A 12,698-nucleotide genomic window follows, 5' to 3' on the forward strand; every position below is an offset into this window, starting at 1 on the left:
TGTCGAATGCTTAAGGCAGCTAAAGCCACCTCGCATCCGAAGCGCCTTATATCCCCCTAGCTAAAGCTAGGGGTTTTACGGCGCTAAGTTATAATACGAAACTTATTACAGCTTAATCAAAAGGATCCTTTTCCCGGCCCGGGTGTGCCCCCAAACAAGTGCACCGCTGCGCTGCATCGTCCAATTCGACATTGTCGGATTTTTGATGGTGGAGAGTCGTAGACGCTACTATTTTTTTCCTTATCATAGCGCATCTTTCTCCGTTGCGGATACGCTATCCCCTTAGATTTTCTGAATAGGTTCATAACCGCCGGATTTACATATGCTAACGACCACCGTTCATTATCATCTTGTCTTGACCTTCATACTTCACGCCCTTAATCACTCGTTTTTTATCCAACAATGTCTATTGAAGGTTCTCCTTGGGCACAGTTTCGGTACCGAGTTCAAGGTCAATCAAATATGCCTACAAAGTTATTATTGATGAGATACCGCAATTTTTAAAGGTTTGTCGAAGTGAATTGTGAATTTCTGAGCGGTTTTCTGATAATTGAAATTCACGCTTCTCACCCGTTTCCAAATCAACATAATATTGCTTGTCCAATTTACGTATATGACATTTACCGTAAAATATATTGAGCATGTACATCCTAAAGGCTTGATAATCAAAGTTAGGAATAACGAGATAAATTCGGAAGCTGGGAGATAATGAATATGAACCCTGCCTGGCTGCGGAGATAGAGCGCCTCGCAAAAAATTCATTTATAGTCAAACAATCGCTTGAATATTAGAAAGATATCGGATATAGTACAGATAAGAAAATATTCAATCATTCATTTGATTGTTTGAGGAATACTCCATTATACGAATCTCTTTACGATTTTATGTTCTAGAATTGAGCCCCGCATAACGAAACGAAATGGAATGGAATGGAGTGGTGACCTTGTTGGAAGAGAAGCGGCAGCGGGCCGATATGAATAGCTCCGGAACAAGCAAAGACGATGTGTGCGATATTGTATGCTATGATTCGGAGAAGATTCGGAAGCTGCAAGGACGCGTGCAGGAGGAAGAGGTTCAAGGGATGGCGCAGATGTTCAAGGCGCTGTCCGATCCAACGCGGATGAAGATGGCATGGCTGCTGGATGAGGGCGGTGAGCTGTGCGTATGCGACATGTCCATCCTGACGAAGCAGTCGATTGCGACCGCATCGCATCATTTGCGCTTGATGAAGTCGCTGGGGATCGCGACATCGCGCAAGGAAGGGAAGAATGTCTTCTATTCCCTAGCTGACCACCATATTCGGACCTTAATTCGGATGACATTGGAGCATATGAGGGAGGAACATTGCCATGAAGACACAGGAGCGGGAGAGAACAGAAGCTGACGACCGCGTTGTCTATAAAGTGCAGGGGCTGTCTTGCGCCAATTGCGCGGCCGGGCTGCAGGAGGAGATAAGCAAGCTGGAGTTCGGCGAAGATACCGTGCTCAGCTATAACAGCTCGACCTTGAAAATGCACCGGCAGATCGATATGGATAAGGTACGGCGCATTCTTCGTTTGGACGGAGCGCGATTGGTGGAAGCGCCGCAAGCGGCCGGAGTGGCGGCCGGAGTGGCGGCCGCTTGTGGCTATGCCCATGGTAAATCGTACGACGGCGGCTACAGCTTCGAGGGAGCGCACAGCCGCGATCACGGGCATCACGACGCAGCAGGATACGGTCATGGCTATGACCACAGCCATGGCAATATGGATCAGATGAAATGGGTTCTCGGCATTTCCGGCGTCTTGTATTTCTCGACCTTCGTATTGGATGGCCGCCTGCCGGGCCCCGTTCTTATTGTCATCTATCTGGCTGCGATTGCGCTTAGCGGCTATGTTACATTTTTGAAGGGCGCCCGCAATTTGCTGCGGTTGCGCTTTACAATGGATACACTGATGACGGTTGCGCTGACCGGGGCGGTACTCATCGGGGAATGGAAGGAAGCGACGCTCGTCGCGATTCTGTTCGGGCTGAATGAGATGCTGGAAGGCTACGGCATGGAACGCGCTCGCCGTTCCATGGAGTCGCTGCTTGCTGTCGCTCCGAAGGAAGCGACCGTCATCCGGAATGAGCAGACGGTGTCGATTCCCATCGAGCAGTTGGTCGTTGGCGATATCGTACTCGTCCGCCCGGGCGAGAAGCTTCCGTCCGACGGGACCGTCATGGAAGGACGCAGTTCCGTCGATGAAGCGGCGATTACGGGGGAATCGCTTCCCGTCGCCAAGGAAGTCCAGGACGCCGTATTCGGCGGCAGCGTAAATACGGATGGGGTTCTCAAGGTGCGGATCGACAAGGCATACGAGGATTCGTCGCTCGCCAAGATTTTGCACCTCGTGCAGGAGGCACAGGACACGAAAACGCCGACGGAGCTGTTCATCGACCGCTTCGCGAAGGTGTATACCCCGATTATTATGGCCGTCGCGGCACTTGTCATCCTTATCCCGCCCCTATTCTTCGACGGGGATTGGTATAAATGGCTGTATCAAGGCTTGGCGGTGCTGATTGTTGGCTGTCCGTGCGCTCTGGTGCTGTCGTCGCCGATCGCCATTGTCAGCGGCATTACCCGGAATGCCCGCAACGGGATTCTCGTCAAAGGCGGCGTTCATCTGGAGCAGCTCGGCAAGATTGAAGCGCTGGCCTTCGACAAGACCGGTACGCTGACCAAAGGCGAACCGGCCGTGCACGAGGAGGTCGTCTACGATGCCGACCGCTTCTACCGGATTGCCGGCGCGGTCGAGCAGGCTTCGCTTCACCCGTTGGCGAAGGCGATTATACGCCATCTGGAAGCGAAGCGGGAGACGGTGCTCGAAGAGCCGTCGGAGAGCGAGACGGTGCCTGGGGAAGGCATCCGGGCAGTAGTTGGCGGTTCCGTGTATCGGGTAGGCAGCGAGCGCGTGTTGGACATCGTCCAGGCTCGCGGACCGGCCGCCGGGCGCATCCGGCAGGCTCGGGACGAAGCGGAACGCATGAAGGCGAAGGGCCTGACTCTGGTCGCCGTCGTCTCCGAGCAGGACGGGGAGCCGCTTGGCTTGTTCGGGCTTGCGGACGAGATTCGTCCGGAGAGCCGCGCTACCTTGGCCGCGCTGCATGAAGTCGGCGTGAAGCATACGTTGATGCTGACGGGCGACCACGCCCAATCGGCGAAGCAGGTCGCGGATGCGGTCGGGGTGACCGACTGGTTCGCCCAACTGCTGCCGCAGCAGAAGGTAGACAAGGTGAAGGAACTGGCTGCGAAGTACAAGGTTGCCATGGTCGGCGACGGCATCAACGATGCGCCGGCGCTTGCATCCGCCCAGCTCGGCATCGCCATGGGCAAAGGGACGGACAGCGCCATCGAGACGGCCGATATCGTATTGATGCAGGATCACCTCGGCAAGCTGCCGAATGCGATCCGGATCTCGAAGCACGTCAACCGGATTATCCGCTGGAATATCGGCATCGCGCTCGGTCTGAAGATAGCAGCGCTGCTGCTTACCATTCCAGGGCTGCTCACGCTGTGGATCGCCATCCTCTCGGACATGGGGGCGACCATTCTTGTCACGCTGCTGGGCTTGACCATTCTGCTCGGCAAAGATAAAGATGCGGCTGGCGTCAAATAAACCGGCCTTGCTATCACGATCGTAAGACCTTCCCTTGACGTCACCGGAGGAGGCGACAAGGGAAGGTCTTTTTTGGCTGAGGGGAACATGTGGTTGGAGTGGCGGAGTACAGGGGTAAGGAAGGGCAGGCAAGCGGTACCGCAACATAAAGCCGGAGCCAGGTTTGTGTAAATGGACATAATCATGGAAATAACTGACATAATGTATGAAGTAAGGAGTGGGTGTGTGATGACGCCAGTCGACATGGCCATCGTTCCGGCCGCCGCAGGCGCCGAAGGAGGACGGGGTGTTGCGATGACGGCAGCCGATCTCATCCGCTTCCCGAATATCGGGCCCTTGCTCTATCTTGATGCCGATGGCATTCCCGACGACGTCCAATCACATTCACTCCTTTTCGTCTTGGGTATGGCTTGTTGCCATCTTAATGTTTCGACGTATGTTAACTTATCTATTGACAAAAACACTGATATTTAGCGATTATAACTTGAAAAATATTTGACATATGTTATCCTGTAATTGAGGTGGATAGCATGACAGAAGTCAAACATGGCAGAGGATATGTGTACTCTATTTAGCCATGAGAGGTTCAATGATGAACGATATGTATCTTATTATAACTAATAATTATAAGATAATTAATTATGTTAACAAACAGTGACATACCTCACAAATTTGAAGAGAATTTTATTAAAACAAATGGAAAATATCTCGTATATCCATTACAGTTAAGAAAGCAAGAAACCTGTAGAAAAGGGTGAGTCGATTGGCAAAATCTAAGAAGCGCCGAACGGTCTCAAGCTCGCGTAAAGGAAATGAACGCGCCTTATTGTTAATGATCCCCATCGCGATTGTCGTCCTGGCTGTTCTCATCTATGTATTGAATCAGCAGGGGGAGAAAATGAAGCAGGAAGAGATGAATCAGGCTCCGGTTGAATTCAATCTGGAGGGACAGCCTACGCTTGGGAATGCCGATGCCACCGTCACGATCGTGGAATTCGGCGATTACAAGTGTCCGCCTTGCAAAGTTTGGAATGAAACGATATTCCCTCGATTGAAAGCGGACTATATTGACACGGGCAAAGTGAAATTCACGTTCCTGAACAAGCTCGTGCTTGCGGGCTCCGAATTGACGGCGGAGGCGGCCGAAGAGGTGTTCCGTCAGCAGCCGGAAGCATTCTGGTCGTTCCATCACGAACTGTACCGCGCGCAGCAGGACAAGAAGAAAGACTGGGCGACTGCGCCGTTCCTTATCGATTTCGCCCGGCGGACAGTGCCTGATCTCGATATAGCCCAGTTGGAAAAGGCGCTTCAGGATCGCACGATGCAGGAGGAAGTGACGAAGGACGAGCAGCAAGCGGCCCAAGCCCGGGTCAACAGTACGCCGACATTGTTCGTGAACGGTGTGGAGTTCACCGGCGAGATTCAAGATTATGAAGGCCTCAAAGCGATGATCGATAAAGCTTTGGAGCAAGCGAAATAAACGGAACAGAAGCGGGGGAACCGTTATGCTGAGTATTCAACGATATGCTTTGCATCTCGCTTGGCTCATCGCGTTAATCGCGACGGGCGGCAGCTTGTATATGAGTGAAATCCTACTCTGGGAGCCATGCAAGCTGTGCTGGGCACAGCGTATCTTCATGTACCCGCTTGCCCTGCTGCTGGGGATTGCCGCTTACCGCGGAGACCGGGGGATTTTTCGCTATACCTTGCCGCTATCGATAATCGGAGGCGCGGTGTCCATTTATCATTACATGGTACAGAAAGTTTCTGGCATGGAGGACATATCGCCTTGCCGGACCGGCGTGCCTTGCGGTTCCGATTACCTTGATTTATTCGGTTGGATTACGATTCCGTTGCTGGCTCTCGTTGCCTTTGCCTTGATTACGCTCCTGTTATTCACCGCGAGTAAGGACCGATCTGAAGAGCAGAGACGAACCATACCGTACGTCAATCATGGGGAGATGACAAGATGAAATTCGGATTTCAGACCAAAATGGTGTTGGGGTTGCTGATCGTATCTGCGGTCACGTATGCGACCAGCGGTTTTTTCATCTTTATTTTGAAGCCGATATTGGCGCCGGAGATGAACGAGGTTGTCTATGATGCTATTATTTTTGCGCTTGGCATCCTCTGGACATGCTTTCTCGGCTGGCTGGCAGCCCGCTTCATTGTCAAGCCACTGACCCAGTTGGCGAGGGCGGCCGACGAAGCAGCGCAAGGCAATCTGAATGTCGACATTCCGGCTTACCGGTTCCATGATGAAATTCGCGTTCTCGTCGAATCGTTCGGGACGATGATACGCAACCTGCGAAGCATGATTGCGGAGATTAAGCAGAGCGTGGAGATTACGACGCGCAGTACGGAGATGCTGGGGGATGCGATGTCGTCGGCAGCCGAACAGACGGAGCATATTTCACGGGCGACGGAGGAGATGAATCGGGGGGCTGAGCAGCAGGCCGAATGGACGGCTGAATCGGCGGCGACGGTCGAGCGGATCCACCAATCCGCGCTGAACGTGCAGCGCCAGGCAAGCGACACCGGACAGATGACCTTCGACATGCTGGGAACGCTAGCCGCCAGCGAGGAGATGCTCAAGTCGATCATCGAGGGCATGCTCCATGCTGCGGAATCCGGCCAAGCCTCCATTCAGACGGTAGAACGCCTGAATGATCAGGCCGCCCAAATTGGGGATATCTCCATTGCCGTACGAGAGATTGCGGATCAGACGCAACTTCTCGCCTTGAATGCTTCGATCGAAGCGGCCCGGGCAGGGAAGCAGGGGGCTGGCTTCGCGGTTATCGCCTCCCAGGTGCGCAAGCTCGCCGAGCAGAGCGCCGAAGCCGTCGGCCGCATTAACAAGCGCATCGTACAAATGCAGTCCCAGGTTGAAGAAGTGGTTCGGCATATTACCGCACAGGTGGAGATGGTCACCGTCGAAGCGGGGAAAAAAGACGATGCAACAAAAGCGCTTCACACGATTGCGGAAGTGACCCAGCGGGCATCCTCTTCGTTATGCGATATTGCATCGGCAGTCGGACGGCAGACCGAGCAATTTGCCGCTACCCTGGGGCAGACGAAGCAGATGGCCGTCGTCGTAGGAGAGATGGCGTCAGGCACGAGACAGGTGGCGAGCGCCACGCAGGAGCAGACCGCGATGATGCAAGAAATCGCAGCATCTTCGGAGGTGCTATGCGAACAGGCCGCCCGACTGAAGCGGCAGACGGAAGTGTTCCAAGGCTGATCATCGAGCCGATGGAATAATGGACTTGAGCGAAACGAGACTTGCGCCGGTATGAGCGGGGCAAGTCTCTTTTTGCAATTTAAGATGGGAGCCCGCCCGAATACGTTCCTGCCTTCCCTGCCGTTGGAGAGACGCCTCATCATCAGGTTCGCGGAGTGCCTCGGCATAGATGGCTTCTTGCTGGAAACATAGGAGCATGCGATCCGGAGCGCGGTTGATCCCGAAGCCATGTACAGCCTTAAGGCCGATGATTACGACAGCCTGTTGTTCCAGCCCGTATCAGCCCCGGCTCAGGCGTAACAGATCGAATACATGTGGTACCCGGACTTGCAGGCGCCGCTTTTTAGTTTAGGAGTGCATGTCGGGCATGCACTCCCCGGCTTGCTTAGCTGTGAATCATCATGTGGTGCGATATATGGATGCATGAGATTCTTCTTGGGCTTGGTATGTAGGATACGGCTGCTGAACCGAGGCGGTGTCTTGGTGCTTGCTCGGATCGATCCCCTCCATGTCGCGGGAGGTTGGGAGGCCGGTATGTTGAATGACGAATTGGGTCACTCTGTCGGCATACCGTTCTTTGTCGCAGCAGTAGGCAACCCCATGGGTAGCCTCGTCTATCAGCAGCAGTTCCTTCGGCTCGGGCTTAGCCTCGTACATATCAATGCTCATTTGGGTCGGGACGAATATATCCGCTGCTCCGTGGATGAACAGGATCGGAAGCTTGCAGGTCCGCATTACCTTGATCGGGCTGACATCTTTCATGCGGAATCCGGCTTTACTTTCCAGCAGGATGTCGATGAGCTTCATGAAGGGCCAAGCCGGAAGGCGATTCAGTATGGCAACCTGATGGCGCATAAGCTCTGTCAGATCGGAATAGGGGCAGTCCGCCACGATGAATTTCACACGTGAATGAGAATGGGCTGCATACTCCAGCGCGGTGCCCCCGCCAAGAGACTGGCCATGCAGGCCGATGATGCAGTCATTTCCTTTATTTGCGATAACCCAGTCTACCCATGCCTCGATGTCGCGCTTTTCCTTTAATCCAAACGTGGTGCGGATCCCCTCGCTCTGTCCGTGCCGCCGCTGATCGATCAAGAGGGCATTGTATCCGAGCTTGAAGAACATGTTCATGAATTGGGCCGACCACGGAAGAGCGGATGTGTATCCGTGCACGATAATGACGATCCGATCGGAATAGGGATGCTTTTCGATGTAATTGCCGTGAAGCTTCAATCCGTCGTGGCTGCGAATAAAAATTTCTTCCTTGTCGCAATCGTCGAATTCCTTTTTGCTGAAGACGCGATATTGCTCCATCAACTCGAAGCAATTATCGTAGGTGGCTGGTTTTTTGCGGGTCATCTGGTAGACGGCATATCTCGGAACAATCCATGCGATTAGAACGAAGATAATGATGAGCATGCAGGCCAGGAAGATGTAGATCATATCCGCGTGTTCCCCTCGTCAGTTATTGTCGATACGATGCTACTAGGTTGTGCAGGAAAATGGCATTTTACACATCCCTAGGTAAGGATGCTGCCGTTCGCTTAACCGATCAAGATTGGCGTTCGCGGCAGAGGTTCTGTACAATGGGGATCGTAATCCGAAGAAGGGGCTTCGCTGATTGCTTATCGCGGGAAGCGATGAAGTCGACATTCCTTCGCCATCCGCTGTAGCGGAATGGGAGGATCCGGCCAACTGCGGTGGTACCATGGAACGGCCGTACGCGGCGCCCCTGTCCACGAATCAAGTCGCGTCGAATCCGGAGATCGTTGCGATTGGCGCTTGGCCTGTGTCATATCTCGTCAAAAAAGTATATAACGTATATAATGAACAAGTACAGGTCTATGAATGTCAAGGCCTGTATACGATATCCAGCTAGCTATGCCGCGATGGCGGCAAGCGCCGACTAGCGCCAACTATATGTTGACATACTTCATGCATATCCGTATGCAACGATCGAAAGGATTTGGAACCGATGTGTGGCATTGCCGGAATCTATCATTTTCTTGATCAACAACCATCCGAACATATTATTCGCAGCATGATGGACCTGATCCATCACCGGGGACCGGACGATGCGAAGCTGTGGATCGGAGACCGGGTCGGCCTGGGCTTCCGCCGGCTGTCCATCATTGACGTTGCTGAAGGCGCGCAGCCGCTGAGCAACGAGGATGATTCGGCATGGATTATTTTTAATGGCGAGATTTATAACTATGTGGAGCTGCGCGAGGATCTGCTCAGCCGCGGCCATCAGTTCAAAACCAATACAGATACGGAATGTATCCTGCACCTGTATGAAGAATTCGGAACGAAGTGTGTCCACCATCTCCGGGGGATGTTCGGCTTCGCGATCTGGGATCGGAACAAGCAGGAGCTGTTCTTGGCCCGCGATCATTTCGGCATCAAGCCGCTGTACTATTACATGAACGACGAGATGCTCGCCTTTGGATCGGAGATCAAGAGCATTTTGGCCGTTCCGGGCGTGGCCCGACAGGTCAATATAAATGGCTTTTATAACTATTTGACCTTCCAATACATTCCTGATCCGGAGACGATGTACGCGGGCATCTATAAGCTGCCGCCGGCTCATACGATGACGATTCCACTGGGGGGACAGCCTGTTATCGAGAAATATTGGGACCCGATGTTCGAACCGGTCGATCGCCCGCTTGCGCAGGTTATCGACGAGATTCGCCACGTCATGCGTGATTCAGTGGAGCACCATCTGCACAGCGAGGTGGAGCGCGGATGCTTCCTGTCGAGCGGCATTGACTCGACGATCACGTCCACGCTCATGCGTTCCATCGAGCCGATCAAGACGTTCAGCGTCGGCTTCGAGGGGACGAATAATGAGACGATTATCGCCCGCGATACGGCCGGGCAGATCGATACCGCTCACTACGATCGGATGATTACGCAGGAGATGTATTTTGATGCGGTACCGCACGCGATCTGGCATCTGGACGAGCCGGTGGCCGATCCGTCCGCGATCGCGCTGTATGAGGTCGCGCGGCTGGCGAAGGAACATGTGACGGTCGTGTTGTCCGGGGAGGGCGCGGACGAACTGTTCGGCGGCTATCGCATCTACCGCGAACCGCATTCGCTGCGCTATCTGTCCTGGATGCCGGAAGAAATGCAACGCGTCGTGAACAAGATGGTGCGCGCCTTACCGTTCTCTTTCTATGGAAAAAATTACTTGCTGCGGGGAACGACTCCGCTGGAGGAGCGTTTCCTGGGCAATGCCCATATTATGACCGACGATGCGAAGGCGGAACTGCTGCGCGTCGGCGCGGAAGAGATAGCGGCTTATCAGAAGCCGTTCGAGATCGCGCGCTGTTATTATGATCGCACCCGCCATCTGGATCCGGTGTCGCGGATGCAATATATCGATATGAATCTGTGGCTGCCAGGCGACATTCTGATGAAGGCGGACAAGCTGACGATGGCGCATTCGCTGGAGCTGCGCGTCCCGTTCCTGGATCGCAGAGTGTTCGACGTGGCCCGTACGATCCCTGCTTCCTACCGGATTGCTGAGAAGACGACGAAGTACGCGCTGCGCAAAGCGATGGAGGGCATTATTCCGGATTCGGTGCTCCACCGGCCGAAGCTCGGCTTCCCTGTACCGATGCGAGATTGGCTGCGCACGGAGCGGGCCGGCATCATGTGGGAGGAGCTGGCTGCGAGTGGCATCGATCCGCTCGTCAACCTGAGCGCGGTGGAAGAGATGTTCAGACTCCACCGCAACGGCCAAGGCGATTACTCCCGCAAAATCTGGGTGCTGTACGTATTCGGACTCTGGTACCGGACGTATATGCACAAGCAATAATCGGACTTTGGTTTAGAATAATATGATGATGATGATGAAAGGCGCTTTTCCATGGAGAGGCGCCTCTTTGTCTCAGTAGGGGAGACGATAACGTGACAAGCCCACCTCAAGTGGGCTTGGTGCATATGCGTGATCAGGGCAGCAGCTTGCTGTCTCTAGGTGGGCTGGGCTGAATTCCTGTCCGATCCTTCTTGGGCAGATCCCGAATTGCGCGTCTGGCTTGGGCCGTCGTGGGAGATGCGGCCGTTGCCGATCAGCAGGGAAATGAAGATGCCGGCGACGATGAACCCGAGTCCCGTCAGAAAGACGGACGAGAAGGAAGCCGACCATGCTTCCTTTACCGTGTTGAGTACGGCAATTTTGGCTTCGCCTTCAAGCGGCAGTATCGCCGGATTGATCAGAAGCTGGTATAGAGTGTTCGAATCCGTCCCGATCTGGTCGAGGACGGTCTGCGTCACCGGATCAGCATTCCGCATGGCTACGGTGATGTTCCTCGCGATATCGGCGTTCATAATGACGTTGAACAGCGTCGTGCCGATGGTGCTCCCGATGGAACGGAAGAAGGTCGTCGCCGAGGTGACGGTTCCGAGCTGCTCGCGGGGGAACTCGTTTTGGACGACGATGGTAATGAGCGGCATAACCAAGCCCATGCCGAACCCGAGCACCATCATGAAGCCGTAGGCCGTGAACGGAGTCGTGTGAATGCCCATGGTGGACATGAGCAAGAAGCCCAGGGCGCTAATCACCATCCCGGAAGTCATGACGGTACGGTAAGGGAGCTTGAGCACAAGTCGGCCACCGAGCACGCTGGCAATAATGAGCGCGATCATCATCGGTGTCATGGTGGACCCGGCCTGGGTCGGCGTAACCCCGAGGACGCCCTGCATGAACATCGGCACGAACATTATGGCGCCGAACATCCCGAGCCCGACCAAGAAGCCGAGTCCGACGGCGACATTAAAGACGCGGCCGCGGAACAGTGACATGTCGATAATCGGATCAGCGGCGCGGTGCTCAATCGGAATGAAGACGAGAAACAACACCAGAGCCGCTCCGAAAATAAACAGACTGTAGGGGGATGTCCAGCCATACTTCGCACGATCGAGCGACAGGCCGTACAGTAGCAGCACAATCCCCGGAATAAGCGTGAAGATGCCGAGCCAGTCAATGTGAACCTTTTTGCTCTTGTCGCGTGGGCTGCCCATTGATTTCATCCCGATGAAAATAAGCGCCGTCGAGACCAGGCCGAAGGGGACGTTGATGAGAAAAATCCAGTGCCAGCTAATATGATCGACGATCAAGCCGCCGAGAAAAGGCCCGACGATGGAACTGAGCCCGAAGATGGCCCCGAATACGCCCTGCCACTTCGCCCGCTGGGTCGGGGTGAACATCATCCCGATAATCGTCTGGGACATCGGCATGAGCAGGCCACCCCCGATTCCTTGAATGGCGCGGTAGCCGATCAACTGTTCCATGCTGACCGCGGTGGCGCACAGAAATGAACCGATGACGAAAATAATCCATCCGGTCAAATAAATAAACCGGCTTCCGAACAGATCCGCCAGCTTGCCGGAGAGCGGGATGACGGTAGTCGAACAGATCATATACGCTGTCGTCACCCAGGCGAAGATAGCGAATCCGCTCAATTCTTTAATAATGGTCGGCATGGCCGTGCCTACGACGGTCTGTTCGAGCGAGCTGAAAAACATCCCCATAATGAGACCGATGAGAACCATGTTGCGACGAGACTGCGCTATGTCTTTCACCCCCACGATTGGCCTCCTTTCCGTACGCTGCGTCGCCTTCGAAGAGGGCTTCGCCGCGTGTGCTTCGTCTTTACTTTCTTCAGGTTAAGCGGTATGATGCGAATTGAATTTTCCGGTGGACGGGCAAGAGAAGGGTTGCAGCTCCTCCCAATCTGTATTATGTTGGGTTGGGACATACGATTTTATGCGTCGGGTGCCGGTTCGGAAGGGTGGAAGTCCGTACCGGT

At 54.1% G+C, this 12,698-nt stretch carries 10 protein-coding genes; 8 read left to right on the forward strand and 2 right to left on the reverse strand.

Translation table 11 applies throughout. From position 1 onward, the window contains the following. The first annotated feature begins 937 nt into the window (after positions 1-937). The 6 genes from PPOP_RS07655 to PPOP_RS07680 all read left to right on the forward strand — a co-directional run bounded on the left by PPOP_RS07655 (position 938) and on the right by PPOP_RS07680 (position 6,879). On the forward strand, positions 938-1,384 hold the full coding sequence (locus tag PPOP_RS07655) for an ArsR/SmtB family transcription factor (protein ID WP_148277869.1): 447 nt from the start codon (positions 938-940) through the stop codon (positions 1,382-1,384). After that, positions 1,350-3,638, forward strand: coding sequence for a heavy metal translocating P-type ATPase (locus PPOP_RS07660; RefSeq protein ID WP_006285600.1), 2,289 nt, complete (start codon positions 1,350-1,352; stop codon positions 3,636-3,638). The genes PPOP_RS07655 and PPOP_RS07660 overlap by 35 nt, the downstream gene beginning before the upstream one ends. A 228-nt stretch (positions 3,639-3,866) precedes the next feature. Continuing rightward, positions 3,867-4,112, forward strand: a complete 246-nt coding sequence (locus PPOP_RS07665; protein WP_042227870.1) for a hypothetical protein — start codon at positions 3,867-3,869, stop codon at positions 4,110-4,112. A 280-nt stretch (positions 4,113-4,392) separates the two neighbouring features. Further along, positions 4,393-5,118 carry a thioredoxin domain-containing protein gene (locus PPOP_RS07670; RefSeq protein ID WP_422730625.1) on the forward strand — a complete coding sequence of 242 codons (726 nt, stop codon included), beginning with the start codon at positions 4,393-4,395 and terminating at the stop codon, positions 5,116-5,118. A 25-nt stretch (positions 5,119-5,143) separates the two neighbouring features. After that, a complete protein-coding gene (locus PPOP_RS07675; protein WP_042227872.1) occupies positions 5,144-5,611 on the forward strand; it encodes a disulfide oxidoreductase in 468 nt (155 codons plus the stop codon). Continuing rightward, entirely contained in the window at positions 5,608-6,879 is a 1,272-nt protein-coding gene (locus PPOP_RS07680; protein ID WP_006285603.1) for a methyl-accepting chemotaxis protein, read from the forward strand. The genes PPOP_RS07675 and PPOP_RS07680 overlap by 4 nt, the downstream gene beginning before the upstream one ends. Before the next feature lie 399 nt (positions 6,880-7,278). Here the strand turns inward: PPOP_RS07680 and PPOP_RS07685 are convergent, their stop codons facing one another. Then, complete coding sequence (locus PPOP_RS07685) at positions 7,279-8,322, reverse strand: alpha/beta hydrolase (RefSeq protein ID WP_006285604.1); 1,044 nt, start codon at positions 8,320-8,322, stop codon at positions 7,279-7,281. Between the two features lie 178 nt (positions 8,323-8,500). Between PPOP_RS07685 and PPOP_RS07690 the strand changes: the two genes are divergently transcribed. After that, on the forward strand, positions 8,501-8,758 hold the full coding sequence (locus PPOP_RS07690) for a hypothetical protein (RefSeq protein ID WP_006285605.1): 258 nt from the start codon (positions 8,501-8,503) through the stop codon (positions 8,756-8,758). A 96-nt stretch (positions 8,759-8,854) separates the two neighbouring features. Beyond that, positions 8,855-10,705, forward strand: a complete 1,851-nt coding sequence (gene asnB, locus PPOP_RS07695; protein WP_006285606.1) for an asparagine synthase (glutamine-hydrolyzing) — start codon at positions 8,855-8,857, stop codon at positions 10,703-10,705. Positions 10,706-10,860: 155 nt separating this feature from the next. On the opposite strand, the gene PPOP_RS07700 is transcribed toward asnB, so the two are convergent. Then, positions 10,861-12,477, reverse strand: a complete 1,617-nt coding sequence (locus PPOP_RS07700) for an MDR family MFS transporter (RefSeq protein ID WP_006285607.1) — start codon at positions 12,475-12,477, stop codon at positions 10,861-10,863. Positions 12,478-12,698 lie beyond the last annotated feature (221 nt).

This window comes from Paenibacillus popilliae ATCC 14706, assembly GCF_000315235.1.
Taxonomy (GTDB): Bacteria; Bacillota; Bacilli; order Paenibacillales; family Paenibacillaceae; genus Paenibacillus_B; species Paenibacillus_B popilliae.

What these genes read in the sequence shown, in the direction of transcription:
- PPOP_RS07685 (WP_006285604.1), bottom strand. Translation starts at nt 8,322, where the DNA reads ATGATCTACATCTTCCTGGCCTGCATGCTCATCATTATCTTCGTTCTA.
- PPOP_RS07680 (WP_006285603.1), top strand. Translation starts at nt 5,608, where the DNA reads ATGAAATTCGGATTTCAGACCAAAATGGTGTTGGGGTTGCTGATCGTA.
- asnB (WP_006285606.1), top strand. Translation starts at nt 8,855, where the DNA reads ATGTGTGGCATTGCCGGAATCTATCATTTTCTTGATCAACAACCATCC.
- PPOP_RS07660 (WP_006285600.1), top strand. Translation starts at nt 1,350, where the DNA reads ATGAAGACACAGGAGCGGGAGAGAACAGAAGCTGACGACCGCGTTGTC.
- PPOP_RS07675 (WP_042227872.1), top strand. Translation starts at nt 5,144, where the DNA reads ATGCTGAGTATTCAACGATATGCTTTGCATCTCGCTTGGCTCATCGCG.
- PPOP_RS07665 (WP_042227870.1), top strand. Translation starts at nt 3,867, where the DNA reads ATGACGCCAGTCGACATGGCCATCGTTCCGGCCGCCGCAGGCGCCGAA.